The following is a 26,948-nucleotide window of genomic DNA, read 5'->3' on the forward strand; positions in this document are numbered from 1 at the left end:
AATCCCGTAGGTCATCCTCCGCCGGTTCACACCTGTGAGCACAGGTGGCAAGTCAAGGAGTCACGATGAGCGTCACCTCCACCACCGAGATCGTCCTGCCGGGTGTCGTCGAGCCTGCCGGCCTGCGGGTCCGGGTCCGCGACCTGCCCGCACCGGAAGAGGGCCAGGTCGTCCTGCGCATGGACGCCACGGGCGTCTCGTTCGCCGAGCAGCAGATGCGGGTGGGCAAGTACTACGACCAGCCCGCATTTCCCTTCGTGCCCGGCTACGACGTGGTCGGCACGGTCGTGGGAACAGGGCCGGGCGTCGACCGCGAGCTGCACGGGAAGCGGTTCGCCGTGGTCACCAAGGTCGGTGGGTGGTCGAGCCGGCTGATCGTCGAGGCCGCGGACCTGGTGCCGGTGCCGGAAGGCCTCGACGCCGCCGTGGCCGTGGCCGTGGTCCTCAACGGCGTCACGGCGTGGCAGATGATGTACCGGGCCGCGAAGGTGAAGCGCGGCGACACCATCGTCGTGCTGGGTGCGAACGGCGGCGTCGGGTCGACGTTGGTGCAACTGGCCCGTCACGCCGGCATCAGGGTGATCGGCACGGCCTCGGCCCGCCACCACGACGCCGTCCGGGAGCTCGGCGCCATTCCCGTCGACTACCGCGACCCGGCCATGTACGACAAGATCCACGAACTCGCGCCCGACGGCGTAGATGCGGTGTTCGACCACGTAGGTGGCCCCACGGTGCAGGACTCCTGGCGACTGCTGCGCCGCGGTGGTGCGCTGATCAGCTACGGCTCGGCCGCGACGAAGAACGAGCCGGGAAACGCGTCGCTGCCGGTGCTCAAGGTGTTCGGCCGCCTGATGGTCTGGAACGCCCTGCCCAACGGCAGGCGCGCGAGCTTCTACAACTTCTGGGCCGGCAGGCGATTCCGCCCGGCCGGGTTCCGCGCCCGCCTCGCCGAGGACCTCACGCAGGTGCTGCGCCTGGTCGAGGCCGGTGTGCTGACGCCGCGCATCGCCGCGCGCTTCCCGTTGCCGGAGGCCTCTGCTGCGCTGGCGCTGGCGGAGTCGCGAACCGTGCTGGGCAAGGTCGTCATCGTCGCGGAACCGTGAACGGACCACGCCGCCAGGGGCCCCGGACGGGCCCGCGCAGCCTTGTGACAAGTGTGCTCGATTCGCTCATCTGACTTCCAGGAGATCCCCATGATCAACGTCGTTGCCGCTCGCGCCACAGCCGGCGCCCGAACCGGCGAAGTCGACAACCGGGCCGCCTACCTGGGCTTCGCATTCGCCTACGTCTTCGGCCACGGCGCCGCGTTGCTGTCCAAGGCGGACCTCGTCACCATGCCGTCGTGGTTGCCGATCGCGTTGTTGGCGACGGGCATCCTCACCGGAGTGACCTTCGCGATGACCGCGTCGCTGCGCGCCCAGCGGTTCGCCTCCGAAACGCGCCGACGAGCCGAGAAGCTCGTTGGCATGGCCTGGGTGACCGGTTTCACCGCGCTGGCCTTGGTGATCACCGGCTTGAGCACGGTGTTCGACAACCCGGACCTGCAAACCGTGCTCTGGCCCGCCGGTTCAGCCATCGTCGTGGGCCTGATCTACATCGCAGAGGGCGCCATCCGCGGCAACGTCCTGCACTACAACCTGGGCACCTGGCTCGCGCTGGTCGCCGCGGGCGCGCTGTTCGTCTCGGGGCCCGGCTTCTTCGGTGTGCTGACCGTGCTGGGCGGCGGTGCCTACCTGCTGGCAGCGTTCCTGGAGCGCCGTCGCCTGAGGACCCCTGCCAGGTAGAACTTCTACCGGCTGCGGCCCGAAGCGCATACCTGTGCGCGGCGGATCCTGTGTCACACCCACGCCCGACTCACCGCCCTGGCAGGCGTTCCTGCGCTGTTTCGACGCTCACCCGACGCGGCCGACCGCTGGACCTGGCTGCTGCTGACCGCCTGCACCCAGCTCCGTCTCGCCCGCGACCTCGCCATCGATCTGCGCCGCCCCTGGGAGGAACCCCGGCAGGACCAGCGGCTGAGCCCTTCACGACCCGCGAGGTGCCTGCCGAAACGGAGGCGGCGCCGACGTTGCCAGGATGAAGATCTGAGAAACCGATGCGAGGCAACGCCGAGGAAGGCTGCTGAACTCGTTCATCGACGTCTGACGGGCCGACGCGTGGTGAGTTGCGGCGCGGCCACCTTCAAGCCCCATGCGGCGAGTGCGATCAAAATGCCGATGCCGCCGAACGCGGAGCCCAGGTGGAGACCGGTGAGGGCCAGGAAGCTGCCGCCGATCATGCTCACTGTGGCGATCCTCTTGAGGCGACGGGTGTTCGTGTCCTCAGTGCCGCGGATCTTCTGCACGAACTCGGGATCGGTGTGCTCCAGAAAGCCCTCGAGTTCTTGGAGCGCTCGCTCTTCGCGGTCGTTCACCTCTCGGGCTCCCACAGCCACGTGGTGCGCTCGTACATGGTCTGGAAGCCCTGACGCTGCAAGTTGTGCAGCGAGGGGTTGTGTTCTCCGGGAGCCTCTGCGCCCGTCTCCGCCACAGCCCACCGGCAGCCGGCGGCTCGGGCGGCGCGCAGACGTGCGGTGATCAACGCTGACTGCGCGCCCCGCTGGCGGTGATCCGGCAGCGTCGCCCCACCGAACATGTCGGCGCAGTCGCCGTTGAACCACACACTTCCGACCGCGATGATCCGGTCGGACTGCCACACCGCGTACTGCTCCCAGCCGGGTGCGCCCACGCAGGCCTCGGCGACTTCGAGCATTCCGGGTTTCGCCAACCCGAACGTGTTGATCATGACCTCGGCGTACTCGCGGGCGTGCTCCGGCCCGACTCTGCCGACGTGCAGGCCGTTGTCCAGCCCTGCGAGGCCATCGGCGGCATCGAGTGCGGACTTCACCTCTGCGCCCAGCTTGACGAAGGTGGGTCCAGCGGTGAGGTCGTGCTCCTTGCAGATCGTCTGCCAGTCATCGGGCCGGAGGGGCGGCGCCACCATGAAAGCCGCCTGCGGCACGCCCTGTTCGCGGAAGAAGCCGATGAAGGCGGTGATGTCGTCCGTGCCGAGAGGTTCGCCGGTACCGACCCTGTTGACCATGAACGAGGGGAAGCCGGCGAGGGTCGTGCCCAGGGCGGCCCCGCGCCGCAGGGACGAGATTCCCATGGCCTCGCGGTGATCAGGCGACGAGCTGCCGCTCCACGCCGCATAGGCACCGACTTCCGTCATCTCGGCCAGGCCGGTGGGCACAGTGGTGGTCATCGAATCTCCCGGGATCACGTCGGCCGTCTCCAGACCTGATTACAGCGTTGACGGTGATCTACCTGTGCTGTGTGGCCCGAAAGGGCGAGCGATCATGGCAATTCGGGCTGGAGCTCGTCTGGAGCGGCGGACCTCTCCGCGGCCGGCATCGTCTCGGGAACCGGGTGGGGCTGCATCCAGTCCCTGGAGGCGAGCCACCGCGACCTGCTGGAGTACGGACCGGCTGGCGTGCAGGCCCGGTTCACGCCGATGGCGATGAACAACAACACGCCCGCCTGGATCGCCATCCGCCACGGGTTCGGCGGCCCCTGCGCGGTGACCACCAGCGCCTGCTGCTCCAGCGCGGACGCGCTGATCACCGCCCACCACATGATCACGTCCGGCGAAGCCGACCTGGTCATGGCCGGCGGGGCCGAAGCGCCGCTCACCCCGCACCTGCTGGCCGGCTTCGACCGGCTCGGCATTCTGTCGCGTGCCAACGACACACCCCAGGACGCGTGCCGGCCGTTCAGCAGCGAACGCACCGGAACCGTGTTGAGCGAGGGAGCCGGGTTCCTCGTGCTCGAGTCCGCCGCCCACGCCACCGCGCGGCGCGCGCGGCCCCTGGCGACTTTCGCGGGCTTCGGACGGTCCAGCGATGCCCACCACATGCTCCGCCTGCACCCGGAGGCCGCAGGTGCGGAGCGGGCGATCACCAGGGCGCTGCGCTCGGCAGGACTGCGCCCGGAGGACGTCGATCACGTCAATGCGCACGGCACGGGGACCCAGGGCAATGACGCGCACGAGGCCCTCGCCCTCGGCAAGGTGTTCGGGAACCGCGGGTCGCGTCCCGCCGTCGTGGGCACCAAGTCCCTGACCGGTCACGCCCTGGGCGCGGCCGGAGTGCTGGAGGCCATCGCAGCTGTCCAGGCGATCGTCCACAACGTGGTCCCACCCGCCCTCGGGGCCGCCCCGGTCGATCCGGAGCTGGACGTCGACGTCGTGATCGGTACCCCCAGGGAGACCGAGGTGCGTGCCGCGTTGAGCAACTCGTTCGCTTTCGGCGGTCACAACGCCGTCCTCGCCTTCACCCAGCCCGGATACGCGGCATGAGCGGGGAAGCGCGGTGACGGGAACGCTGCTCGGCGTGGTGCCGCGTCCCCCATCGCGCTCGCCGCACTGAGGCCGGAATGCTGCGGCCGGCCGCGAGGGGGACCGGTGGTGTGATCACCAACTGGCTCGCTCCTGGTGACGTGTGCCGCCGCCGTGCCTCGTCGGCTCGGCGGCGGCCACGGCGCAGCGCGATGTCGTCGAGTTGCCGGATGGTCGTTCGGCGTCGGCCGGGTGGTGGCGCCTGGGGGTGAGTCCAGGCGCCGTGGCGAGTTCGGTCAGCTCTCGGTGGGTTCCAGCAGGATCAGCGGCACGTCGCGGTTGCCGGCCTCGGCGGCACGGGCGCGGAAGTCGGCGAAGAACGGGTAGAGCTCGTCGGTGTAGGCCAGCCAGTCCGCCCGCTCCGCGCCTTCGGCCACCCTGGCGGTCATCAGCCGGCGAACGGGACCGTCCTGCAGTTGCACCGTCGGGTGCGCCACGAGGTTGTGGAACCAGCTCGGATTGCGGGCCTGGCCGCCGGCGGCCGCGCCGATGGCGTAGACGCCGTCGCGCTCGATGCGCATCAGGGCGACCTTGCGCAGCTTGCCCGAACGGGCGCCGCGCATGGTCACCACGACTACCGGGCCGCCTCCCATCGTCGCGCCTTCGCGGCCGTCGGTGCGCTCGTACAGCTCAACCTGTTCGCGGGTCATCGCGTCGGTGCTGGGGACGTACTCGCCGTCGAGCAGATCCTTCGTCATCTCAGAGAACTTCCTTTCATCGAGGGAGGTTTTCGCGCCGCCGTGGTTCACCGGTCTACCCTGATCACGGTCTTGCCGATGGTTCGGCCGCTCTCGGCGAGGGTGTGTGCCGTCTTCATCGTCTCGGCGGTCAGGCCGTCCAGCGTGGTGGTGACGATGGGGCGCAGCCGGCCCGCCGCGACGTCGTCCGCCGCCCTGGCGAGGATCCGGCCCTGGCTGCCGACGTCGCTGCCGGCCGCGATCCTGCTGAACACCATCTCGCTGTGCAGCGACAGCGACTTGCCCGTGACGGCTCCGAGGTCGAGGGGGCCTGCGAGGTCGATGGAGGCCAGGTGGCCGAAGGGGCGCAGCACCTCGACGATCGCTCCCAGGTGGCCGGTGGTGCCCGAGGTCGAGAACACCAGGTCGACGTGATCGATCCCCGCCGCGCGGAGCTGCCCGGCCAAGTCGCCGCGGTGGTCGACGACCAGGTCGGCGCCCATCGCCGTCGCCCACTCCCGCGACTCGGGCCGCGAGGCCGTGCTGATCACGAAGGCCGGTGTCATGGCCTTGAGCAGTTGCGTGGCCATCGACCCGACGCCGCCGGCTCCGCCGACGACGAGCACGCGGCTGACACCGGGCAGCAGCACGTCCTGGTCGCGGAACAGCGACTCCCAGGCCGTGAGGACACCGATGGGCAGCGACGCGGCGTCGGTGAACGCGAGCCGGTCCGGGATCTTGGCCACGACCCGGTGGTCGACCGCGACGCGCTCGGCCCAGCTGCCGTCGCGGGTGAAGTCGCCGGTGCCCATCACCCGGTCCCCGACCGCGAACCCGGTGGCCGCGGGCCCGGTCGCGGCGACGACCCCGGCGAACTCCCAGCCGAGTACGAGCCGCCCGCCGGGCTCGGCGCTGCGCGTCCGCCGGATCGAGGCTTCGCCCGGGTTGATGCCGATCGCACGGACCTCGACCAGCAGGTCACCGTCGCGCAGCCGAGGTTCGGCGACCTCGGTCAGGGTGATGGCGAACGCGTCGAGCGCGTGCGCTTCTTCGTAGGCGAGTGCTTTCACGGCTTCAGTCCTGCCTCAGGGCGTGCAGCGCCGAGAGCGGGCCGCCGACCTGCATGAGCCGGCCGCCGTCGCGCAGCGTCCCGGCGTCGACCGGCGCGAATCCGATGGTGTCGGCGACGGTGTGGAAATCCGCCTTGGCGGCCTCGTCGTCAACGGCGTAGAACAGCAGCTGCCGCCCTTCCGCGTGCCGGGGATCGGCGGCGATGTACTGGGCGTAAAGGGTGTTGAAGGCCTTGACCACGCGCGCACCCGGCGCGCGATCGGCCACGAACTCGCTCGCCGTCTCCACCCCGAGGTCGGCGACGGTCGGCCGCATCGACGCCAGGTTGTTGGTCGTGTCGACCAGGATGCGGCCGTCCCACTCGGGCAGCCCGGCCAGCGCGTCACCGACCTGTGGCCACCTCACGGCGAGGAAGACCATGTCGGCGGCAGCCGCTTCGGCGGCTGTTCCCGCGCTCGCGAGCGGCCCCAGCCGGGTCACGACGTCGAGCAGGGTGTCCGGGCCGCGGCTGTTGCTGAGCGTCACCTCGTGGCCGGCCGTCACGAGGTGGGCGGCGATCGCCTGTGCGACCGTCCCGGCGCCGATGGTTCCGAAGTTCATGACCGTCCCTCCAGCCTTCGATGACGTCCGTCATCATAAGCAATGATTGTAGGCATCATCATTAGCTGTCAAGCCGGGCTCCTCCGTGGACACTCGCTTTGATGATGGGTATCATCGGAAGGGATCTCGTCAGGAAGGTGGTGGACGTGCCCCGCATCACGCAGGAGCAGAAGCGGCTCAACCACGAGAAGATCGTCAACGCGGCCGGCGCGGGGTTCCGGCTGCGCGGCATCGACGGCATCGGCATCGAGGAGCTGATGAAGTCGGCCGGCATGACGCACGGCGGGTTCTACAACCACTTCGCCTCGAAGGACGACCTCGCGCTCGAAGTCCTCCGCCAGGGCTTCACCGACTCGCTCGCGGCGCTCGACGCCATCCGCGAGGCGCATCCGCGCTCGGCGCGCGCGGCCCTGCACGACATGGTTGACGAGTACGTCAACGCCGAGCACCGCGACCGACCCGAGATCGGCTGCGCCTCGGCCGCCTTCGCCACCGACGCCAGCCGCCACGGCGCCGCCGCCCAGGCCGAATACCGGCGCGGGCTCGACGGCTACTTCGCCGCCATCACCGACATGCTGCTCGACCACGCACGCCAGGCCGGCGCCGAACTCGCGCCCGCCGAAGCCCGCGAGCGCGCGGTGGCGATGTTCAGCCAGATGGTCGGCGCGCTGATCCTCTCCCGCGCGGTCGCCGACGCCGCCCCCGACCTGTCGGACGAGGTGCTGACGGTCAATCGGCGGCGGCTCAAGAAGCTGTGACCGTCCGGCGGGCGGTGTGGGTGTGAGTCACAACGACTCGGCCGAGCTGCACGGGGTCCGCGAGCGGATCAAGTTGCTTGGAGCAGCAGAACGAGGTCCTGCGCCGCGCGACTGCGCACCGGTCGCAGGCGAACCTGCCGGGAAAAGCTCTGCTCGCTCGTGACGGAGCTGGCCGCGGACGGTGTTCCGCAGCCGGTCGCAGCGACCTGGTTCGCGCCGCTCCGTGACGAACCGGACCCCTGCCATCTGCCACGACGTCGAGTCCGGCGGGGCCGCACCTTCCTCGTTGCCGGGTCAGGGTGCGGCCAACGGAAGGTCCATGATGCCGGTGGCTTGCGACCAGACACAGCGCCACGTGCCGCTGGCGGTGGTGTAGACGTCGGTGTGCCAGGCCTCGTGCCGCGGGATGTCCGCGCCGTCGACGGTGAGTTCGATGACGCACCGGTAGCGGAGGACGACGACGTCGGAGCCGACGATCGCGTCCACGTCGCCGGTCGGCCCCAATTCCCGGTAGACGACCCGCCCGGTGGTGAGGAGATCGAGGTACTCGGCCTTCGTCCACACGGTGCCGGTCGGGTTGCACAACCGGTACTCCGCGGCGTGCAAGCGGTCGTAGGTGGCGCGGTCCACGTCGAGGAGACATCGGATCCGCTCCTGCTCAGCCTCGATCACTTGGCTGGCCACGTCGTCGGTCATACCCGCTCCTGTTCACCCGTTCGGTCCCGGTCGGCGACATCTGCGCTCACAACCAGGTCAGAAGGCGTAGGGGTGGTCTCTCGCTGACGCCATCACGGTATCGGGGAGCCGGACCACATCCCGGCCGCCTTGGTGACCCTGCGGAACGCGCGGCGGACGTTGTGGGAGTCCAGCTCCTTGCCCGCCGGCGACGCGAATACAACGCCGTGTTCCTGCCATCTTCTGCTCGCGAGCGTGCGCTTGGCGTCTTGCTGTTCGAATGACGGCCGTCCTGACCGACCCTTCGCAGGTCGGCCTCCGCCTGATGACGCCCGAACTGGCCAAACGGCGCACGCCGTCTTGATTGGTCGTGGAATCCGCGTGGTCTCAAGGTGTCGACGGTCATGTCCTTAGGGTCACCGGATCAGGTTTTCTCTGGATCGGCGGACGTGGATCTGTTTTCCTCGGTCGACACCCGGCCTGTGCCGTGCTCGGGATCACGCTTTTTCCCTTGGTTGTGAGGACGCCGGTAGTCGGGTGTGGATCCAGAGTGCTTCTGGAATTCGGTGAAACGCTGAGCGTTGGCGGAAATGCAATTGGAGATGAATGCAATGCGGTTGCGGCCTGCACCTGGACAGGCTCTCGGGGCCGAGGTCACCGGGTTCGAGTTGGAGAACGCCTCCGCCGACGACCTGAAGACGCTGCGCGCGGGGATCTACGAGCACCAGTTGCTGTTGCTCAAGGAGCAGCACCTCGACCCGGCCGGCTTCATCGCGCTCGGCAAGGCGCTCGGTACGATCGAGACGTACTACGAGCCGATGTACCACCACCCGGAGCACCCGGAGATCTTCGTCTCCGGCAGCAAGCCGGGTGAGAACTTCAAGGGTGTGCCGCAGACCGGCAAGTTCTGGCACGCGGACTACTCGTTCATGCCGAACCCGTTCGGCATCACCATGACGTATCCGCAGATCGTGCCGACGACGCGCCGGGGCACCTACTACCTCGACATGGCGAAGGCCTTCGCGGATCTGCCGGAGTCGCTGCGGAACACCCTGCGCGGCACCAAGGTCGAACACAGCGCCCGGCGTTACGTGAAGATCCGGCCCTCGGACGTCTACAAGCCGATGCACGAGGTGCTCGCGGACATCGAGCGGACCACGCCCGCGGTTTACCACCCCACGGTGTTCCGCCACCCGGTCACGGGCGTTGAGGTCCTCTACGTCAGCGAGGCCGCGTCGTTCGGTTTCGTCGACCGGAACGGTGTCAGGCTGCCCGGCGAAATCCTGCAGGAGGTGCTGGAGCGCACCGGTCAGCTGGATCCGGAGTGCCGTGACCCGCGCATCCACCTTCAGACGTTCGTCAAGGGTGACCTGTTGATCTGGGACAACCGCGTGCTGGTGCACCGGGCGTTGCACAACCCGGCGCCGGAGCCCGCCCAGTCGTACCGCGTCACCGTGCACGATGACGAACCGTTCTTCGGCGTCGAAGACGGAAACGCGTGATGAAGGTGGTCGATCGGAACGACGTCGAACTCCTGTCACAGGTGCTGCGTCCCTACCGCGACGACTGTCGCTACCTCCAGGAGGCGTACGTCGTCGAAGGCGCTCAGGAGGTCACCGCGCGGGGCAGGTTCTCCATCGCGGAGTCCTGCTACATCGACTCCACCGGCCATTTCAACGCGGTCGAGTTCAACATCTGCTACAACCAGCTCGGGTACTTCCTCATCGCCAGCTGCGTCCAGCGAGAGCTGCTCGACGAGTTCGCCGCGTGGAGCATGGACGACTTCTGGGAGCGTCAGCTTTCCGACGTCCTGATCTACCGCTTCGCCAGCAAGTTCTCCCGGATGATCGACCCCGGTTCGTTCACGGGTGAGGTCACGTTCGCGAAGCCTGTGGTGCGCCGGAAACCGGGCAGGCCGCCGGTCATGATCATCGACACCGCGTGCTCGTTCTGGGATGACAACGGCGGTGCCGCCGCGGGCGAGGTCACCCTCGCCTTCACCCGCCTTCCTGGCTGACCAGCCAGGTCGATGGCCGCCACCTCTCGCATTCCCGTGGACGAAATGAGGAACAGTGTCAACAGCATGGGCCGGCTCGCCGCGGAGCCGGTTGGTCGAGCTCGTCCGCCGCACGGTTGCCGAGGTGCTCGGCTACGACTCGGCGGACGAGGTCGAGGTGGACGTCCCGTTCGGGGAACAGGGCGTGGACTCGTTGCTGGCATTGGACATCCGCGAGCGCATCGCCGCTGAGCTGGGCGTCGCGCTGCCGCCGACCATCGTGTTCGAGGCGCCTACACCGGCGTTGGCCGCGGAGTACCTCGACCGGGTGCTGAGCGAGGCCGGCAGTGATGACGACGTGGTCGTGGAGGTGGCTCCTGCCGCCGACGATCCGGTGGTCATCGTCGGCATGGCCTGCCGTCTGCCGGGAGGGATCGACACCGTCGAGGGCTTCTGGCAGCTCCTGCTCGACGAGGACGAGGTGATCGGTCCTCTGCCGGACGACCGGGGCTGGGACGTCGAAGGCACTTACGACCCCGACCCGGACACCCCCGGCTCGATCTACGTCCGCGGCGGTGGCTTCCTCCAGCGAGTGCAGGACTTCGACGCGGGCTTCTTCGGCATCTCACCTCGTGAGGCGATCGGCATGGATCCCCAGCAGCGGCTGCTGCTGGAGGTTTCGTGGGAGGCCCTGGAACGCGCGGGCATCGACCCGGTGTCGTTGCGGGGCACCGAGACCGGTGTGTACGCCGGGTTGTTCAGCTCTGGCTACGCGTCGGTGCTGGCGCCGGTGTTCGACGAGGTCGAGGGCTACCTCAGCATGGGCACCCTGACGGGGGTCGCGGCGGGCAGGGTCGCCTACGCCCTGGGGCTGCAAGGGCCGGCCATGTCCGTCGACACGGCGTGCTCCTCGTCGCTGGTCACGCTGCACCTGGCCGCCCAGGCGCTGCACGCCGGGGAGTGCGATGTCGCGCTCGCCGGCGGCGTGACCGTGCTGGCCGATCTCACCATGCACATCGAGTTCTGCCGCGAACGCGCGTTGTCGGTCGACGGTCGGTGCCGGCCGTTCGCTGAGGGAGCGGACGGGTTCGGGCCGTCCGAAGGTGCGGGAATGCTGGTGCTGCAACGGATGTCGGACGCCGTGCGGCAGAACCGCAAGGTGCTGGCCGTCGTGCGCGGCTCGGCGGTGAACCAGGACGGCGCTTCCAACGGTCTGTCCGCACCCAACGGCGCCGCACAACAACGCGTGATCCGCAAAGCGCTGCGCAACGCGAGCCTCGGCCCGGCCGATGTCGACATCATCGAGGCGCACGGGACGGGCACCCCGCTCGGCGACCCGATCGAGGCAGGCGCACTGCTCGCCACCTACGGTCGGCGGCCGGCCGATCAGCCCGCGCTGGTGGGATCCGCCAAGTCCAACGTCGGCCACACGCAGGCTGCGGCCGGTGTGGTCGGTGTGATCAAGGCTGTGCTGGCGATGCAACACGGCGTGGTGCCGCGCTCCCTGCACTCGGACACGCCCTCTTCCATGGTGGACTGGTCCGCGGGAGCGGTGACGCTGGCCGATCGGACCGTGGCGTGGCCGGACCGCGGCCGTGCACGGCGGGCGGCGGTTTCCGGGTTCGGTGTCAGCGGCACCAATGCGCACGTCATCCTCGAACAGGCACCGCAGGCCGCGCGATCCGCTGACGCCGCGGCCGACGGTCCTGCCGTGTGGACGTTCGCTGCGAAGTCCCCGTCCGCGTTGAGGGCTTACGCGGGCAAACTGCGCCACTTCGCCGAGAAGGTGGACGATCCGGCTGCGGCGGGCCGGGCGCTGGTGGAGAGCCGGAGCGCGTTCGCGCACCGCGCGGTGGTCTTCGCCGCCGACCGAGCCGAACTGGTGCGTGGCTTGGCCTCGGTGGCCGGCGGCGTGGCTGACTCGCGTGTGGTCGTCGGTCGCGTCCGCACAGGCCCGGGACCCGTGTTCGTCTTTCCCGGCCAGGGGGCGCAGTGGCCGGAGATGGCCCGTGACCTGCTGGCGTCCGCGCCGGTGTTCGCACGGTGGATCAGCGAGTGCGAGCGGGCTTTCGCCCCGTACGTGGACTGGTCGCTGACCGCCGCGTTGCGTGATGGTGTCGATCTCAGTCGCGTCGATGTCGTCCAGCCCGCGCTGTTCGCGGTGCTGGTCGGACTGGCTCGGCTTTGGGAGCACCACGGTGTGCTGCCGAGCGCGGTGGTCGGGCACTCGCAGGGGGAGATCGCGGCGGCCTACGTCGCGGGAGCGCTCACGCTCGACGACGCGGCCAGGGTGGTCACGTTGCGGAGCAGGGAGATCGTCGCCCTGACCGGGCTGGGTGGCATGGCGGCCGTGATGCTCGGCCGGGCCGAGGTGGAACATCGGCTGAGCCCGTACGGCGACGCACTGGCGCTGGCCGCGGTGAACGGTCCGGCGGCGATGGTCGTCTCCGGTGAGGTCGAGGCGCTGGAGAAGCTGCTCGCCGAGCTGACAGCCGACGGTGTGTGGAGCAGGCGCATCGACGTGGACTACGCGTCGCATTCCGCCGCCGTGGATGCCATCGAGGCCGAGGTCCGTGCGGTCCTGGCGCCGATCCGGCCGCAGAGCTCGAAGATCACCTTCGTCTCGACCGTCACCGCCGGGGCCGTCGACACCGAGGGGCTGGACGCCGGTTACTGGTACCGCAACCTGCGCTCTGCTGTGCGGTTCGAGGAGGCGATCGAGTTCCTGCGCGCGTCGGGGCACCGCAAGTTCGTCGAGATCAGCCCGCACCCCGTGCTGAGCACCGCGCTGAACCAGATCGACGACACGGCGTTCGTGATGCACTCCCAGCACCGGGAACGGACCACGCCGGCCGATTTCGCCATGCAGGTCGGCGTGGCCCACGCCAACGGGATCGACGTCGACTGGGCCACGTTGTTGCCGCCGTCGCCGGCCTCCTTCGTCGACCTGCCCACCTACCCGTTCGAACGCGCGGAGTACTGGCCGTCCGCTCCCGTGCGGCGGCGGATGGTCACCCCTGTGGTGACGAACGCGTTGACCGGGCAGACGATTCTCTCCGGCGTCATCGGGCTGTCCACACATCCGTGGCTCGCGGACCACGCGGTGCGCGATGTGGTCGTGTTCCCCGGCGCGGGGTTCGTCGACCTGGCGTTGCAGGCGGCACAGTCGGTGGGCCTCAGCGGGGTGGGGGAGTTCACCATCGCGGCACCTCTGGTGCTGGGCGAGGACACCCGTCACGAGCTCCAGGTGATCGTCGGCGCCGAGGCCGGGGACACCGTCGAGATCTGCGCACGCGCCGAGGGCGAGGTGGACCAGCCGTGGGTCCGTCATGCCGCGGGCGTCCTGATCGAAGCCGTGAGGAGCACCGAGTCCGCCGGGATGCGGCCGACAGGTGCGGAAACCGTTGACCTGCAGAGCCTCTACGGCGAGGCGGAACAGCACGGGTACCACTACGGGCCGGCGTTCCAGCGTCTGACCGGGGCCTGGCGAGACGGCGGGACGACGTACGCGAACGTCGCGCTTGATCCAAGCCAGGCCGGAGAAGCGCAATACCACGCGTTGCACCCCGCACTGCTCGATGCCTGCATGCACCCGATGGTGGCCACGACGGCGGAAACGGTCCTGCCGTTCTTGTGGGACGGTGTCCAGCTCCTCGCGTCCGCCGCCACCTCGTTGCACGTCCAGTTGCGGCAGGTCGCCGACGGCGAGCTCACTCTGGTCGCCACCGACCCGGACGGGCACCTCGTGCTGTCCGTCGACCGCCTCCTGGTCCGCCCGGTGGCGGCGGACGCGTTGTCCCGCGTGCCGGGCGGGCTGTTCGAGCTGGGCTGGGAACCGGTGGTGGGTCCGCTTCCCGCTCAGGCAGCACCGGTGCTGAACGTGAGCACAGATGAGAAAGCGCTGCCTCATCAGGACGTCGAGGCCGGCTCGGTCCTCGTGCTCACCTGCCCGCCGGCCGCGGGCCCGGTCGCCGACGAGGTGGAACGGATCACCGCGGACGTGTTGCGGGCGGTCCGGAACTGGCTCGCCGAGGACCGGTTCGCCGGCACGTCGCTCGTGGTGGCGACCGAGAACGCCGTCGACACGGGCGGAGATGTCGTGGCCGGGCTCGCCCACGCTCCCGTGTGGGGACTGGTCCGCAGCGCCCAGACCGAGCATCCGGACCGCACGATCGTCCTGCTCGACCTCGACGGCGTGACCCCGCTCGACGACGTCGTGCAGGAGGTCGTCGCCGCCGGAGCACCGCAGCTGGCGGTGCGCGGCGGCGATCTGCTGGCACCGAAGCTGATCCGGGCGAGCGCGCCTCGGCAGGAGCCGCTCGACCTCGACGGCACCGTGCTCATCACCGGCGGGTTGGGCACGCTGGGCACCCGTGTCGCGGCCCATCTCGTGCGGCAGCACGGGATCCGCCACCTCCTGCTCGTAGGCCGCCGAATGCCCGATGACGCGACGCTGATCGTCGATGAACTCGCGGAGCTGGGGGCGGAGGTGCGCGTCGCGACGTGCGATGTCGCTGATCGCGAGGCAGTGGCCGCTCTGCTCGACACCGTGCAGCCGCCGTTGTCCGGCGTGGTGCACACCGCGGGCGTGATCGACGACGGCATGCTCGCCGACCTCGACGCGGAGCGGCTTCACCGGGTCATGGCGCCGAAGGTGCGTGGCGCGTGGAACCTGCACGAGCTCACCGCCGAGGTGCCGTTGTTCGTGAGCTTCTCGTCGGCGTCGGGCGTGCTCGGATCTCCCGGGCAGGCGAACTACGCCGCGGCGAACACATTCCTCGACGCACTGGCTGCTCATCGCCGTGCGCTCGGGCAACACGGGCAATCGCTCGCGTGGGGGCTCTGGGACGAGGCGAGCGGCATGACGGGCCACCTCGACGAGGCGGCACTTCGACGGCTGCGCAGGCTCGGCGTGGTGCCGATGACGACCTCGTACGGCTTGGACCTGCTCGACGCGGCCATCGGCCGGTCCAGCGCGCTGACGGTGACCGCCCGCTTCGACCTCGCGGGTGCGGACAAGGAGACCGTTCCACCGTTGCTGCGCGGTCTCCTGCCCCGGACGGCGCTGCGTCGAGCCGCCACGGCCACCAAGCCCCCGGTGCCGTTGGCTTCGGTACCACCGCAGCAGCGCCGGACGGTCGTGTTGGAACTGGTTCGCGCGTCGATCGCGCAGATCTGCGGCTATCCGGCGATCGACGACGTGCCGGAGGACAAGGGACTGCGGGAACTGGGTGTCGACTCGCTGTCCGGCGTGGAGCTGCGCAACCGCCTCAACGCCGCGACAGGCCTGCACCTTCCGGTCACCCTCGTGTTCGACCACCCGACGCCCGCCGCGCTGGCCGACGGTGTGCTCCTCGCGCTGGACGGCGGACCGACGGCGCCGGACAGGCCGGAGACCGTTCGCGCAGCACCGCTGTTGACGGATGAGGAGCTCTTCGCGTTCGTCGACGACACGACCGTCGGGCGAGCCGATGGCTGACGTGGACGAGCTGCGGGGCTACCTCCAGCGGGCTGTCGCCGAGCTCCGCGAGACCCGCGCGGCGTTGCGGAGCCGGCACGAGCCGATCGTGGTGCTCGGCGCAAGCTGCCGGTACCCCGGCGGAGTCACGTCGGTGGAGGACCTGTGGCAGCTCGTGAGCGACGGACGGGACGCGATCTCGCCGCCGCCCGCCGAGCGCGGCTGGCCGTCCGACGCTCACGCCGGCGGCTACCTGGACGCGCTGACCGAGTTCGATCCCGCGTTCTTCGGTCTCACCGCGGACCAGGCGGTGGTGCTCGATCCTCAGCAGCGGCTGCTGCTGGAGACCTCGTGGGAGGCGATCACCGAGTCGGGCTTGGACCCCTCGGCGTTGCGCGGCAGCCGCACCGGGGTGTTCGTCGGCTCGATGTACAACGACTTCTACTACCACTGGCGTGACCGCCTGCCGCAGGAGCAGGGTGCTCACCTGGTGCTCGGGAGCTCGACCAGCATGACGGCCGGACGGCTGTCCTACACCTTCGGGTTCCACAGCGCCTCGGTCGCGGTCGACACCGCCTGCTCCTCCGGGGTGGTCGCGCTGCACCAAGCGGTGTCGGCGTTGCGCCGCAACGAGTGCGACCTCGCGCTGGTCGCCGGTGTGTCGATCGCGGCGTCGCCGGCGATGTTCGACTTCTCGCACAGCATGGACATGCTGTCGCCCAGCGCCAAGTGCCGATCTTTCGCGGACGGTGCCGACGGGTGGGCGTTGTCCGAAGGTGCCGCCACCGTTGTGCTGCAACGCCAGTCCGACCACGAACGCGGTGAGCTACCCGCCCTCGCGGTGATTCGCGGCGTCGCGGTCAACCACGTGGGTGGCGGTCCCGGCCTCGCCCTGCCCGCCACCGCGCCCCAGGTCCAGGTGATCGAGGCGGCGCTCGCGGACGCCGGCCTCACCGCCGAGGACGTCGACGTGGTCGAGGGGCACGGCACCGGTACGCCACTCGGTGACGCCGTCGAGGTCACCGCGCTGTCCAGGGCTTACGGTGCGCACCGTCCTGCCGACCGGCCGCTGTGGCTCGGCTCCCTCAAGTCCAACCTCGGCCACACCCAGGCCGCGGGTGGCCTGGGGGGACTGCTCAAGATGGCGATGGCGATGCGGCACGGCGTCATCCCGCAGTCGTTGCACGCGGACAACCCGTCACGGCACATCGACTGGGACAGGGCGAACATCCGGCTGGTGGACCGCTCGATCAGGTGGCCTGCCGAAGGCAGGCCGAGGCGGGCAGCGGTCTCGTCGTTCGGCATCAGCGGCACGAACACCCATGTGGTTCTCGAAGAACCCGCACCGGACGTCGCAGGGCGTCGCAGCAGCGTGGCCCGGCCTCGGTACCGGCGAGCCCGCTTCTGGCCTTCCGGCTCGGCACACCCAACGGAGAACGACCGATGAGCACAGCGACAACTCCATCGGCGGGAACACTGACCGCGCGGCTCGCCGCGGTCGCCGCCGAACGCCCCGATCACGTCGCCGTGATCTGCGGCGACGACCGCCGAACGTACGGAGTGCTGAGCGACCGCAGCCTCGGCATCGCCGCGGTGCTCAGCCGGCACGGCGTCACGTCGGGCACGCGAGTGGGGCTCCTCGGCCGAGACAGCCCTCTGCTGGTGGAACTGCTGTACGCCTGCGCGCACATCGGTGCGGTGCTCGTACCGGTCAGCGCGCGCTTCACCGTGCCGGAGGTCGAACACGTCCTGGACGACTCGACCGCTGACCTGCTCGTGGTGCAGGAGGAAAGCGCGGACCTGGCGAATCGGCTCACGACGGCCGCGACGGTGCTGCCCGCCGGTGAGTTCGACTCGGTGGACGTCGGCGTGGAGCTGCCGCCGGTGGCCGCCGAGCCGGACACCCCCGTCGTCCAGCTCTACACCAGCGGCACCACCGGCTCACCCAAAGGAGTCGTCCTCGCGCACCGCAGCTTCTTCGCCGTCGCTGACGCGCTGGAGGCGGCGGGCGAGGACTGGGTCGGGTTCCGGCCCGAGGACACCACGTTGCCGGGCGTGCCGTGCTGGCACGTCGGCGGCGTGTGGTGGGTGACGCAGACGCTCAACGCCGGTGCGACGCTCGTGCTGATGCCGGCCATCTCCGCCGCGGACATGCTGGGGCTCATCCGGCGGCATCGGGTCACCTACACGTGCGCACCGCCCGCGTTGCTCAGCATGCTGCTGGATCACGCGGAGGGCATCCAGGGCGCCTTCTCCAGCCTGCGCAAGGTCGTCTACGGCGCGGCGCCGATCGCGGAGTCGTTGCTGCTGCGCTGCCTCGACGAGATGGGCTGCGAGTTCGCGCAGATCTACGGCCTCACCGAGACCGGCAACACCGTCGCCTGCCTGCCGCCTTCCGCGCACCGCCCCGGCAGTCTCGTGCCCGGTGCGGCAGGTCGCCCTTACCCCGGCTTCGCCGTCAAGGTCGTGGACGCCGAAGGCCGCGAGGTGCCCGGCGGAGCCACCGGCGAGCTGTGCGTCCGCACCCCCGCCCGGATGATCGAGTACTGGCGCCGTCCCGAGGCCACCGCGAAGACGTTGCGGGACGGCTGGATCCACACCGGTGACGTCGGACACGTCGACGAGCACGGGTACATCCACCTCAGCGACCGGCTCAACGACACGATCATCCGAGCGGGCGAGAACATCTACCCCGCCGAGATCGAACGAGCGCTGCACGAGTCGCCGGCCGTCGCCGACGCCGCGGTGATCGGAATCCCCGACGACCGCTGGGGTGAGGCGGTGCTCGCGTTCGTGGTCGCGGCCGACGGTCACCGGCCGACCTCCCGCGAACTGCGCCGGTTCCTCACCGACCGGCTTGCCGACTTCAAGATCCCCACCAGGTTCGTGCTCACCGATGGCGTGCCGCGCAACAGCATCGGCAAGGTGCTTCGGCGTGAACTCCGCGAACCGTACTGGCTGGGCCGAGAACGGAATGTGAACTGAAGTGACCACCCCGCTGTTCGACCCCTACAACGCGAAGCTCGACGAGCCGTGGGAGCAGCTCGCCGCCGACCGGCAAGGCTGCCCCGTCGCGTACTCGCCACACCTCGACGCGGTTCAGATATCGTCCTACCAGGGGGTCAAGGAGTTCCTGGCCCAGCACCAGGACTACACAGGTACCTACAGCACGTTGTGGCCGCGCACCGAGCCGCTGCCGGTCGACGAGCAGGTGTTCTCCTCAGCCGACCAGCCCCGGCACACCCGTCAGCGCAAGCTGTTCGTCCGTGCGTTGTCCGCGTCCCGCATCGCCACGATGAGGCCGTTCAGCGAGAAACTGGTGAACCAGCTCGTCGACGACATCATCGAGGCAGGGGACACCTTCGCGCTCGGCCCGGACTTCGCGATGAAGGTCACGGCGGGACACGTCGCCGAGCTGCTGGACATCCCGGAGGCCGACCGGGAGCGGTTCGCCTACCTGTCCGGCCTTTTCGAGCGCAGCACGGCGGGGACCGGCGACGACGAGCTCATCGCGCAGATGGACGAGTGGCATCGGCAGCTCGCCGACGTGGTCGCCGAGCGCCGTGCCGCGGGCGAGGTCGACGACGACCTCATCACCAAGCTGTGCTTCGCCGAGGAGGACGGTGACCGGCTCACCGAGCTCGAGGTCGCGGCGCTGATCCGGGCGATGATCCGCGCGGGCAACACGACCACCGCCGCGACCATCATCAACACCGTGCACGCGCTGGAGTCCCACCCGGAGCAGAAGGCGCGCTACATCGGTGACATCGACGGTCTCACGACGTCGCTGGTGCAGGAAGGACTGCGCTACGACGGCCCGGTGCTCGGGCTGTGGCGGCGTTGCAGCCGCGACACGTCCGTCGCCGGGCATCCCTTGCCCGCCGGACAGCGCGTCTTCACCGTCACCGCCGCGGCGAACCACGACCCGGCGGTCTACGACCGCGCGGACGAGTTCGTGGTCGACCGCGACTGGCGGAACCTGCCCGGCCACCTGTCGTTCGGACACGGCATCCACCACTGCATCGGCATGAACCTCGCGTTCCTCGAATGCGAGGTCGCACTGTCCACCCTGTACCGCAGATTGCCCGGCCTGCGCCTGGACGAGGAGAGCACACCGGTCCAGGCGCCCGGCCCGGTCGTGCGCGGCTGGATCGGTGTGCGCATGCGCTACGACAGGGACGTGCTCGCGACCGGGACGAAAGGCGACTGACGATGGCCAACGTGGTGAAAGTCGACCACGACCTGTGCAGCGGCACCGGTCACTGCGCGGAGATCGCACCGAAGTTGTTCTCGATGAGCGACCGGCGGGCCTGGCCGGAGGAGAGGACCACCGAGCAGGCCGAGGACACCGAGCTGGCGCACCGGGCCGCGGACGGCTGCCCGTGGTTCGCGATCAGCGTTTCGGACAGCACCGACAACGAGGAGAACCAGTGAGCGACGTCAGGTTCCGGCCTTACACCGCCAAACCCGCGCAGCCGTGGGCCGACCTGGCGGCGGACCGAAACCGCTGCCCGGTGGCGCACAACCCGGAACTCGGCGCCGTCCAGGTCACCTCGTACGCCGGGGTGAAGGAGGTGCTGCGCGACCACGGCTCCTTCAGCAGCACCTACAGCAACCTGTGGCCGCTCGACGCGCCGCTGCCGGAGTACAAGCAGGTCCTGGGCGCAGCCGATCCACCGAGGCACACCCGCCAGCGCAAGCTGCTGGTACGAGCCATGTCCGCGTCGAAGGTGGCAGCCATGCGGCCGTTCAGCGAGAAGCTGGCTGATCAGCTCGTGGACGACATCATCGCCGCGGGCACTCGCTTCGACCTGATCAACTCCTACGCGCGCAGGGTCAGCGAGAGCCACGTCGCGGAACTGCTCGGCATCCCCGACGAGGACCGCGAGTCGTTCTCCCACATGGCGAAGCTCATGGAGCTCAGTGTCGAGGAACGCGAGTCGCACGGGTTCTCGGCGGAGCTGGACGGGATCATCGCCCGGATCGCCGATCTCGTACGGCGTCGCCGCGCGTCCGGCGGGACCGGCGACGACTTGATCACCCAGCTCTGCCTCGCCGAGGTGGACGGGGACCAGTTCGACGAGAACGAGATCGCGGCACTGATCCAGCTCCTGGCCGCCGCGGGCATCAGCACCACCCAGCAGGCCATCGGCAACCTCGTCGTCGCCCTGGAGAGGCACCCCGGCCAGCGGGACGCCTACCTCGCGGACATCGACGGGTTGACCGAGGCGGTGGTGGACGAAGGCCTGCGCTACGACGGTCCGGTGATGGGGTTGTGGCGCCGTTGCCTGGCGTCCGCCGAGGTCCAGGGCACCGAGGTGCGGGCGATGGACAAGACGCTGGTCGTCGTCGCGGCCGCGAACCACGACCCCGAAGTGTTCGCCGACCCGGAGGAGTTCCGCATCGACCGCGAGGACGCGGCTCAGCACCTCACGTTCGGCGCGGGAATCCACCTCTGCGTGGGGATGAACCTGGCGCGCCAGGAGGTCGGCACCGCTGTCGCCGCGCTGTACCGCCGCTTGCCCGGCCTGCGCTTGGTCAAGGGCGCCGACGAGCAGATCCCCGGACCGCTGGTGCGGAGCTGGCGGGTCATCGAGATGGAGTACGACCCGCCGGCGAGCTGATCTTCGGCCGCCGTCGGCACCACCAGGAGGGAACGTCGAAATGAGGGGCAGCGAAGCGCCGCGGCGGAACGTCGTCGTGGCGATCACCGGCGCGAGCGGCGCGGTCTTCGGAGTGCGGGTGCTGGAGCTGTTGCGGGGCCTGCCCGACGTCACGACCCACCTGGTGGTGTCCAAGGCGGGGATGCTCACCCTGCGCCAGGAATGCGATCTCGCGGTGGACGAGGTGAAGCGGCTCGCCGACGTCGTGCACCGCTCGGGGGAGATCGGCGCGACGATCGCGTCCGGGTCGTTCCCGGTCGAGGCCATGCTGGTCGCACCGTGCTCGATCAAGACCCTGTCCGCCATCGCGACGGGCTACACCGACGACCTCGTCGCGCGGGCCGCGGACGTGTGCCTCAAGGAGGGACGCCCGCTTCTGCTGATGGTCAGGGAAACGCCACTGCACCTCGGTCACCTGCGGTCGATGACGGCCGCGGCGGAAGCGGGCGCCATCATCGCGCCTCCCGTTCCCGCCTTCTACCAGCGGCCCGAGAGCCTTGCCGACCTGGTCGACCACACCGCACGGCGAGCGTTGGCCAGGGTGGGGCTGCGCGAGCTCGCCGCGCCCGCGTGGGACGGCGACGTGACCGGCGGGCGGCAGGCCTCACCTGGCCGGCGGCAACCCGGGTTCGTCGAGACGACGCATCGCAACGGATCGTTGAACGCGATCACCACGGAGAAAGTTTGACCATGCCCATCAAGGATCTGCGCGACTACCTCCACGCGCTCGAAGACCTCGGCGATCTCAGGAGGATCGCGGATCCGGTGGATCCCGACCTCGAGGCCGCCGCGATCACCCGGTACTCCACCGAGAACGAACTCCCCGCGCCGCTGTTCGAGAACCTGGCCGGTGTCGCCGCGGGCTTCCGCGTGTTCGGCGCTCCGGCTTCCCACTCGTCGTCGGCACGGCAGCGGTTCGCCCGCGTCAGCCTCGCGTTGGGACTTCCTCTGGACGCCACCGCCGCGCAGATCGTCGAGCACCTGGTGAAAGCGCGAACGCTGGCCCCGGTCAGGCCCAGGCTCGTCGCACGGGAAGATGCGCCGTGCAAGGAGAACGTGCTGTCCGGTGCTGACGCGTCTTTCGCGTCGTTCCCGATTCCCCGGCTGCATCTGCACGACGGTGGGCGGTACGTGAACTCGTGGGGTGTGGTGATCACCAAGACCCCGGACGGTAGCTGGACCAACTGGGCCATCACCCGCGTCATGCTGCTCGACGACCGCAGGATGGTGGGGCTGGTGCTCCCGTCCCAGCAACTCGGGCAGATCCACCGGATGTGGGCCGACATCGGGCAGCCCATGCCGTACGCACTGGTGCAGGGCGGACATCCCGGCGTTCCCTACGTGGGCGGCCTGCCCATCCCGCGAGGGGTGGACGAGTCCGGCTACCTCGGCGCGCTGCTCGGCGAACCCGTGGACCTGGTCGCCGCCGAGTCCGTGGACCTGGAGGTGCCCGCCACCGCAGAGGTCGTCATCGAGGGCACGGTGTCGCTGGAACGCACGGAGCAGGAGGGACCCTTCGGCGAGTACGCCGGGTTCATGTCGGCGGCGCGTTCGGCCCAGCCGGTGTTCTCCGTCGACGTCATCACCCACCGCGACGCCCCGATCTGGCCCATCGTGCCGGAAGGGCGTCCGGTCGACGAGACCCACCTGGTCTCCGGTGTCGGCCACTCGGCCCAGGTGACGGCCAACCTCACCGCCGCCGGGCTTCCGGTCACCATGGCGTGGCTGGTTCCCCGGACGGCGTCGCACTGGATGTTCGTCACGGTCGACGAGAACTGGCGCGACCGCATGCCGGGGGTCACCTCCGCGGAGCTTTGCCACCGGATCGGCGAAGTGCTCACCACCACCCCGTCCGGACGCATCGCGGCCGAGGTGTTCGTTGTGGACGATGACATCGATCCCGCGAACGACCGGGACGTGATGTGGGCGCTGGGTACCCGGTTCCACCCCAGCGGCAGACGGGAGGAGTGGCACGGCCCGATCCTGCCGTTGCTGGCGTCCTACTCGAACGAGGAGCGGCAGCGGGGTTCCGGCCCGGTGGTGGTTCGCGACGGGTTGCTGGCGGCGGCAGGTGAAGGCCGCCCCGTGGAGAGCTCCTTCGCGAACTCTTATCCGGAGGCGTACCGCGAACGCGCGAAAGCCGTCTACCAGAAGCAGAGCTGAGCGTACTGCGGCAGTACGCGGGCTTGTCGAACCCTGACCGCGTTCGCGGCGCGGGGATGTTTCCCGCCGAGCGCGGGTGGACTCGGCGGGTCACCGCGGGCTTGCACCGCTGTCCCGGTCGGACGTTCGCCGACCAGGGCGTCACGGATGGGCGTGCCGCTTGACCTGACCGCTCTGCATGACGAAGTCGACGTTCCCGGTGCAGTCGATGTCGTCGAAGGGGTTGCCGGGCATGGCGATGAGGTCGGCGAGCGCGCCGGGGCGGATGGTGCCGCGATCGGGGGTGGCGAGCAGCGCGGCGGCTTCGGAGGTGGCGGCGCGGAGTGCGCGCAGCGGGCTGATGCCGGTGGAGACCATGGCGGGGAACTCGCGCCAGTTGTCGCGGTGGGGCAGGACGCTGGCGTCGGAGCCGAACGCGATCCGGACCGCCGAGCGAGCGGGGTGGGCGGCGCGCTGGTGCATGCGGTCGGCGTGCGTGCGGAAGAGGTCCCTGAGGTGGTCTGCCTTGTCCGTCCAGAATTCGTCGTCGTCGAGGTGTCGCAGGCACTCGACGGTGACGACCTGGGTGGGGACGAGCCAGATGCCCTTGTCCGCGAGCGTGGTGAGCGCCGAGGGGGTGGCGAGTGAGGCGTGTTCGACGGAGCGGACGCCGGCGTGGGCGGCGCGCAGGACGCCTTCGTCGTTGAACGCGTGGACCGCGGTGGGTTTGCCGAGGTCGCGCGCGGTGGTGACGAGGGCGTCGACTTCGGCCTGGGAGTAGGTGACCAGCTCGGGGTCGTCGTGTTCGGAACCGAACCCGCCGGTGCCGGCGAACTTGATCCAGTCCGCGCCCAGTCGTGCTTCGGCGCGGACGGCGCGGATGACCTCGTCGACGCCGTCGGCGAGGGCGCCCACTTCGACGCCGAAGCGTTCGGCCAGTCCGGCGGACTTGTCGCCGTGTCCGCCTCTGCCGGAGATGATGCGTGGTGCCACCAGCATGCGCGGACCTTCGACGACCCCTTCCCGCTGCGCTTGCTTCAGGTCGACGGTGATGGACGGGGGCGCGCACCCGAGGTCACGCACCGTGGTGAAGCCGTTGTCCAGCAAGGTCCGCAACGCCGTCAGCGCCGCCAGGGTCTGTGCGCTGACAGAGGTGTCGGGTGGCAGGTCGGGCACGACGTGGACGTGGCAGTCGATGAACCCGGGAACCAGGGTGCGATCACCCAGGTCGATCACCTTCGCTCCCCGTGTCCGCGTCGGGGCGACGTCCTCGATGTGGCGTCCCCTGACGAGCACCGAGGTTCGTCCGGAAGGCCGGTCGGCGATCCCGTCCCAGAACCGGTCGGCCACCACGATCAGAGGGTTCGTCGCGATTGACATCCGTTGCCTTTCCCGTTCGCCGGCCACAGGCCGACGGGCTGGACGGCCACTCTTTTGCGGGATTGCGCACCCGAAAAGCGCAGGCTCGGTGGACGAATTACTGCTGACAGTGGGCTCCTGCGCTTGTTCGGGCGTCGATTCGGCTTACTTGCCGATCCTACCAATGCAAATGTGCATCGTGGCGGATTAGCGGTTTCCTGCGCGGGCATCCATGAATAAGGGATCTGCGCGATTGAATTCCGCGTGAAACCGAATTCGCATGAGGACCGGGGAGGGCGACGGATGGGTGGCGCGACGGCCGGGGACCAGCTATTGATCTTGGGCGAGGATTCACTCGACCCGCGAACGGCGGCCGCGGTCGCCTCCCGCGAGTTCCGCGGTGAGCTGCGGATGTCCGACCGCGCGGCGGAACGGGTTGACGGCGGTGCGGCGCTGCGCACCGGAGCCGTCGCGCGGACCGGTGACCGGTGAACGCCGGCGACACGGCTTCCAAGGCATCGGCCGCCCTGTCCGAGGGCGCCGGCGTGACGATGGGGGTGGAGGAGGAGTTCCTCCTGGTGAGCCGCGGCTCCCACCTGCCCGTCGGCGACGCCGCGGCGGTGGTGGCCGGGGTGGGTCCTGCGGACCTGGCCGGAGAGAGCCGCGCGGTGTGCGAGCTGTGGGACACCGAGGTCGAGGCGAGCACCGGGATCTGCTCCGACCTGGCGCAGGTGCGGGATCAGCTCACCCGCAACCGCGCCGCCCTGCGGCGTTCGGCCCGGGCCAGGGGAGTGGAGCTGGTCCCCGCGGGACACCCGCTGCTCGGCGCGGAGACCGCACCACCCCGGCGCGACGGCCACTACGGGTGGATGAGCGACACCTACGCCGGGGCCCTGGCCGACCAGGAGATCTGCGGCTGCCACGTCCACGTCGGGCTCGGCGACCGGGAGCTCGGCGTCGCCGTGCTCAACCACCTGGCGCCGTGGTTGCCGACCCTGCTGGCGCTCACCGCCAACTCACCCTTCCGCCGAGGGCGGGACACCGGGTTCCACAGCTGGCGGATGATGGTGCTGACCCGCCTGCCGTCCTCCGGCATCCCGCCGTGGTTCGGCTCGGCCGCCGAGTACGACGCCGACCTGGTCCGCCTGCGGGAGTGCGGGCTGCTGCCCCCCGGCCACGGCGGCCTGCGCCTGGCCCGCCTGTCCGACCACCTGCCCACCGTCGAGGTCCGGGTCGCCGACACCACGGCCACGATCGACGAGGTGGTGCTCTACGCCGCCTTGGTCCGCGGTCTCGTGCGTGCCGCGCTGGACGAGCTGGACGCCGGTCGGGAAGCCCGCCGTTGCGGTGACACCGTGCTCGGCGACGCGTTGTGGGCGGCCGCCCGGCACGGCCTCGACGGCCCGGCCGTCGACCCGTGGAGCGGCATGCGCACCTCACCGCACACGATGGCGTCCCGCCTGTACCGGCACACCGAGGACGCCCTGACCGCGACCGGCGACCTCGGCGAGGTCCGCACGCTGCTCCAAGCGCTGCTCACCAGCGGCAACGGAGCCATGCGGCAGCGCATCGCCGCCGCCCGGCACGGTGTGCCGGGTGCGCTCGACGTACTCGTCAGGGGCGCGGAAGAAGGCGGGACACCGCCATCGGCCGGATCGGTGACACCGCTCAGGAGGCGAGTGACGTGAACGACGCCCTGCTCGGGAAGCACCTGATCTACACCTACGACGCCGGGTGGCGGTACGAGTTGTACGTCAAGAACGCCACCAGCATCGACTACCGCATCCACAGCGGGCCCGTCGGTGGGCGGTGGGTCAAGGACCAGCCCGTGCACACCGCCCGCCTCGACTCCTGGGCGCACACCTGTCCTGGACCGAACCCACCGGCACGTCGGTCTCCCTGGTCGTCGACCTGGAGCACCGCCGGCTCCACGGCGTGATCTTCTTCCCCCGCTGGGTGCAGGACGACCCCGGCGCGACCGCGTGCTTCCAGAACGACCACCTCGACCGGATGACCGCCCTCCGCGACACCGGACCCACCTACCCCGTCGAAGTGGTCGACGAGACCGCGGAGATCACCTTCGTCGAACAGCGCGACACCGACGACGACACCGTCATCGATCGCGCACCCGAGGAACTGCCCGACGGGTACGCCGACCGCACGCGGTGAACCGGC

25 protein-coding genes are annotated in these 26,948 nt (G+C 69.9%); 18 read left to right on the forward strand and 7 right to left on the reverse strand.

Annotated elements, in window-relative coordinates; translation table 11 throughout:
* Nucleotides 1–65 precede the first annotated feature (65 nt).
* The gene (locus tag BMW88_RS22460) at nucleotides 66–1,103 is read left to right on the forward strand and encodes a medium chain dehydrogenase/reductase family protein (protein WP_089953572.1); all 1,038 of its coding nucleotides are present in this window, start codon (nucleotides 66–68) and stop codon (nucleotides 1,101–1,103) included.
* A gap of 90 nt (nucleotides 1,104–1,193) precedes the next feature.
* Nucleotides 1,194–1,784 carry an ABC transporter permease gene (locus BMW88_RS22465; protein ID WP_089953574.1) on the forward strand — a complete coding sequence of 197 codons (591 nt, stop codon included), beginning with the start codon at nucleotides 1,194–1,196 and terminating at the stop codon, nucleotides 1,782–1,784.
* Nucleotides 1,785–2,131: 347 nt separating this feature from the next.
* Here the strand turns inward: BMW88_RS22465 and BMW88_RS42010 are convergent, their stop codons facing one another.
* Nucleotides 2,132–2,413, reverse strand: a complete 282-nt coding sequence (locus BMW88_RS42010; protein ID WP_177221238.1) for a DUF3040 domain-containing protein — start codon at nucleotides 2,411–2,413, stop codon at nucleotides 2,132–2,134.
* On the reverse strand, nucleotides 2,410–3,231 hold the full coding sequence (locus BMW88_RS22475; protein WP_218148169.1) for a GNAT family N-acetyltransferase: 822 nt from the start codon (nucleotides 3,229–3,231) through the stop codon (nucleotides 2,410–2,412). Before BMW88_RS22475 ends, BMW88_RS42010 begins: the two co-directional genes overlap by 4 nt.
* Before the next feature lie 81 nt (nucleotides 3,232–3,312).
* On the opposite strand from BMW88_RS22475, the gene BMW88_RS22480 reads away from it, so the two are divergent.
* A complete protein-coding gene (locus BMW88_RS22480) occupies nucleotides 3,313–4,335 on the forward strand; it encodes a beta-ketoacyl-[acyl-carrier-protein] synthase family protein (protein WP_089953578.1) in 1,023 nt (340 codons plus the stop codon).
* A 275-nt stretch (nucleotides 4,336–4,610) separates the two neighbouring features.
* Here the strand turns inward: BMW88_RS22480 and BMW88_RS22485 are convergent, their stop codons facing one another.
* From BMW88_RS22485 to BMW88_RS22495, 3 genes are read right to left on the reverse strand one after another with little or no spacing between them, the layout of a single operon-like run.
* The gene (locus tag BMW88_RS22485) at nucleotides 4,611–5,072 is read right to left on the reverse strand and encodes a nitroreductase/quinone reductase family protein (RefSeq protein WP_089953580.1); all 462 of its coding nucleotides are present in this window, start codon (nucleotides 5,070–5,072) and stop codon (nucleotides 4,611–4,613) included.
* A gap of 47 nt (nucleotides 5,073–5,119) precedes the next feature.
* Entirely contained in the window at nucleotides 5,120–6,121 is a 1,002-nt protein-coding gene (locus BMW88_RS22490; protein ID WP_089953582.1) for a zinc-binding alcohol dehydrogenase family protein, read from the reverse strand.
* A gap of 4 nt (nucleotides 6,122–6,125) precedes the next feature.
* Nucleotides 6,126–6,722 carry an NADPH-dependent F420 reductase gene (locus BMW88_RS22495; RefSeq protein WP_089953583.1) on the reverse strand — a complete coding sequence of 199 codons (597 nt, stop codon included), beginning with the start codon at nucleotides 6,720–6,722 and terminating at the stop codon, nucleotides 6,126–6,128.
* Between the two features lie 146 nt (nucleotides 6,723–6,868).
* Between BMW88_RS22495 and BMW88_RS22500 the strand changes: the two genes are divergently transcribed.
* Complete coding sequence (locus tag BMW88_RS22500) at nucleotides 6,869–7,480, forward strand: TetR/AcrR family transcriptional regulator (RefSeq protein WP_245777977.1); 612 nt, start codon at nucleotides 6,869–6,871, stop codon at nucleotides 7,478–7,480.
* 294 nt (nucleotides 7,481–7,774) lie between these two features.
* Here BMW88_RS22500 and BMW88_RS22505 read toward each other — a convergent pair whose 3' ends face one another.
* Nucleotides 7,775–8,176 (reverse strand): nuclear transport factor 2 family protein, encoded by a 402-nt coding sequence (locus BMW88_RS22505; protein ID WP_089953587.1) that lies wholly within the window; start codon nucleotides 8,174–8,176, stop codon nucleotides 7,775–7,777.
* A gap of 590 nt (nucleotides 8,177–8,766) precedes the next feature.
* Here BMW88_RS22505 and scoE point away from each other — a divergent pair.
* From scoE to BMW88_RS22560, 10 genes are all read left to right on the forward strand, one after another.
* Nucleotides 8,767–9,657 (forward strand): (3R)-3-[(carboxymethyl)amino]fatty acid oxygenase/decarboxylase, encoded by an 891-nt coding sequence (gene scoE, locus BMW88_RS22515; protein ID WP_089953588.1) that lies wholly within the window; start codon nucleotides 8,767–8,769, stop codon nucleotides 9,655–9,657.
* Entirely contained in the window at nucleotides 9,657–10,172 is a 516-nt protein-coding gene (locus BMW88_RS22520; protein ID WP_089953590.1) for an FcoT family thioesterase, read from the forward strand. The genes scoE and BMW88_RS22520 overlap by 1 nt, the downstream gene beginning before the upstream one ends.
* 91 nt (nucleotides 10,173–10,263) lie before the next feature.
* Complete coding sequence (locus BMW88_RS22525; RefSeq protein WP_177221239.1) at nucleotides 10,264–15,630, forward strand: type I polyketide synthase; 5,367 nt, start codon at nucleotides 10,264–10,266, stop codon at nucleotides 15,628–15,630.
* Nucleotides 15,623–17,056, forward strand: coding sequence for a beta-ketoacyl [acyl carrier protein] synthase domain-containing protein (locus BMW88_RS22530; protein ID WP_089953593.1), 1,434 nt, complete (start codon nucleotides 15,623–15,625; stop codon nucleotides 17,054–17,056). The genes BMW88_RS22525 and BMW88_RS22530 overlap by 8 nt, the downstream gene beginning before the upstream one ends.
* A complete protein-coding gene (locus BMW88_RS22535; RefSeq protein WP_089953595.1) occupies nucleotides 17,053–18,594 on the forward strand; it encodes an AMP-binding protein in 1,542 nt (513 codons plus the stop codon). Before BMW88_RS22530 ends, BMW88_RS22535 begins: the two co-directional genes overlap by 4 nt.
* Nucleotide 18,595: 1 nt before the next feature.
* Entirely contained in the window at nucleotides 18,596–19,819 is a 1,224-nt protein-coding gene (locus BMW88_RS22540) for a cytochrome P450 (RefSeq protein ID WP_089953597.1), read from the forward strand.
* An 11-nt stretch (nucleotides 19,820–19,830) separates the two neighbouring features.
* Complete coding sequence (locus BMW88_RS22545; RefSeq protein ID WP_218148170.1) at nucleotides 19,831–20,043, forward strand: ferredoxin; 213 nt, start codon at nucleotides 19,831–19,833, stop codon at nucleotides 20,041–20,043.
* On the forward strand, nucleotides 20,040–21,233 hold the full coding sequence (locus tag BMW88_RS22550; protein ID WP_089953600.1) for a cytochrome P450: 1,194 nt from the start codon (nucleotides 20,040–20,042) through the stop codon (nucleotides 21,231–21,233). Before BMW88_RS22545 ends, BMW88_RS22550 begins: the two co-directional genes overlap by 4 nt.
* A 40-nt stretch (nucleotides 21,234–21,273) precedes the next feature.
* A complete protein-coding gene (locus BMW88_RS22555; RefSeq protein ID WP_089953601.1) occupies nucleotides 21,274–21,960 on the forward strand; it encodes a UbiX family flavin prenyltransferase in 687 nt (228 codons plus the stop codon).
* A 2-nt stretch (nucleotides 21,961–21,962) separates the two neighbouring features.
* Entirely contained in the window at nucleotides 21,963–23,435 is a 1,473-nt protein-coding gene (locus BMW88_RS22560) for a UbiD family decarboxylase (RefSeq protein WP_089953603.1), read from the forward strand.
* A 141-nt stretch (nucleotides 23,436–23,576) separates the two neighbouring features.
* Here the strand turns inward: BMW88_RS22560 and BMW88_RS22565 are convergent, their stop codons facing one another.
* Entirely contained in the window at nucleotides 23,577–24,794 is a 1,218-nt protein-coding gene (locus BMW88_RS22565; RefSeq protein WP_218148171.1) for a metal-dependent hydrolase family protein, read from the reverse strand.
* Nucleotides 24,795–25,076: 282 nt separating this feature from the next.
* Here BMW88_RS22565 and BMW88_RS22570 point away from each other — a divergent pair, with 282 nt between their 5' ends.
* Genes BMW88_RS22570 through BMW88_RS44045 form a run of 4 tightly spaced genes read left to right on the forward strand, consistent with a single transcriptional unit; the run spans nucleotide 25,077 to nucleotide 26,942 of the window.
* Nucleotides 25,077–25,265, forward strand: coding sequence for a hypothetical protein (locus BMW88_RS22570; RefSeq protein ID WP_089953604.1), 189 nt, complete (start codon nucleotides 25,077–25,079; stop codon nucleotides 25,263–25,265).
* The gene (locus BMW88_RS22575) at nucleotides 25,262–26,461 is read left to right on the forward strand and encodes a carboxylate-amine ligase (protein WP_089953606.1); all 1,200 of its coding nucleotides are present in this window, start codon (nucleotides 25,262–25,264) and stop codon (nucleotides 26,459–26,461) included. Before BMW88_RS22570 ends, BMW88_RS22575 begins: the two co-directional genes overlap by 4 nt.
* Complete coding sequence (locus BMW88_RS44040) at nucleotides 26,458–26,712, forward strand: phenolic acid decarboxylase (protein ID WP_281249433.1); 255 nt, start codon at nucleotides 26,458–26,460, stop codon at nucleotides 26,710–26,712. Before BMW88_RS22575 ends, BMW88_RS44040 begins: the two co-directional genes overlap by 4 nt.
* Nucleotides 26,685–26,942, forward strand: coding sequence for a phenolic acid decarboxylase (locus tag BMW88_RS44045; protein WP_281249435.1), 258 nt, complete (start codon nucleotides 26,685–26,687; stop codon nucleotides 26,940–26,942). Before BMW88_RS44040 ends, BMW88_RS44045 begins: the two co-directional genes overlap by 28 nt.
* Nucleotides 26,943–26,948: the final 6 nt, after the last annotated feature.

The organism is Lentzea xinjiangensis, from assembly GCF_900110955.1.
GTDB classification, from domain to species: Bacteria; Actinomycetota; Actinomycetes; order Mycobacteriales; family Pseudonocardiaceae; genus Lentzea; species Lentzea xinjiangensis.

Coding starts and splice junctions, on each gene's coding strand:
- BMW88_RS22535 (WP_089953595.1), top strand. CDS start 17,053: ATGAGCACAGCGACAACTCCATCGGCGGGAACACTGACCGCGCGGCTC.
- BMW88_RS22460 (WP_089953572.1), top strand. CDS start 66: ATGAGCGTCACCTCCACCACCGAGATCGTCCTGCCGGGTGTCGTCGAG.
- BMW88_RS22495 (WP_089953583.1), bottom strand. CDS start 6,722: ATGAACTTCGGAACCATCGGCGCCGGGACGGTCGCACAGGCGATCGCC.
- BMW88_RS22555 (WP_089953601.1), top strand. CDS start 21,274: ATGAGGGGCAGCGAAGCGCCGCGGCGGAACGTCGTCGTGGCGATCACC.
- BMW88_RS22560 (WP_089953603.1), top strand. CDS start 21,963: ATGCCCATCAAGGATCTGCGCGACTACCTCCACGCGCTCGAAGACCTC.
- BMW88_RS22505 (WP_089953587.1), bottom strand. CDS start 8,176: ATGACCGACGACGTGGCCAGCCAAGTGATCGAGGCTGAGCAGGAGCGG.
- scoE (WP_089953588.1), top strand. CDS start 8,767: ATGCGGTTGCGGCCTGCACCTGGACAGGCTCTCGGGGCCGAGGTCACC.
- BMW88_RS22570 (WP_089953604.1), top strand. CDS start 25,077: ATGGGTGGCGCGACGGCCGGGGACCAGCTATTGATCTTGGGCGAGGAT.
- BMW88_RS22520 (WP_089953590.1), top strand. CDS start 9,657: ATGAAGGTGGTCGATCGGAACGACGTCGAACTCCTGTCACAGGTGCTG.
- BMW88_RS22530 (WP_089953593.1), top strand. CDS start 15,623: ATGGCTGACGTGGACGAGCTGCGGGGCTACCTCCAGCGGGCTGTCGCC.
- BMW88_RS22565 (WP_218148171.1), bottom strand. CDS start 24,794: ATGTCAATCGCGACGAACCCTCTGATCGTGGTGGCCGACCGGTTCTGG.
- BMW88_RS22485 (WP_089953580.1), bottom strand. CDS start 5,072: ATGACGAAGGATCTGCTCGACGGCGAGTACGTCCCCAGCACCGACGCG.
- BMW88_RS22465 (WP_089953574.1), top strand. CDS start 1,194: ATGATCAACGTCGTTGCCGCTCGCGCCACAGCCGGCGCCCGAACCGGC.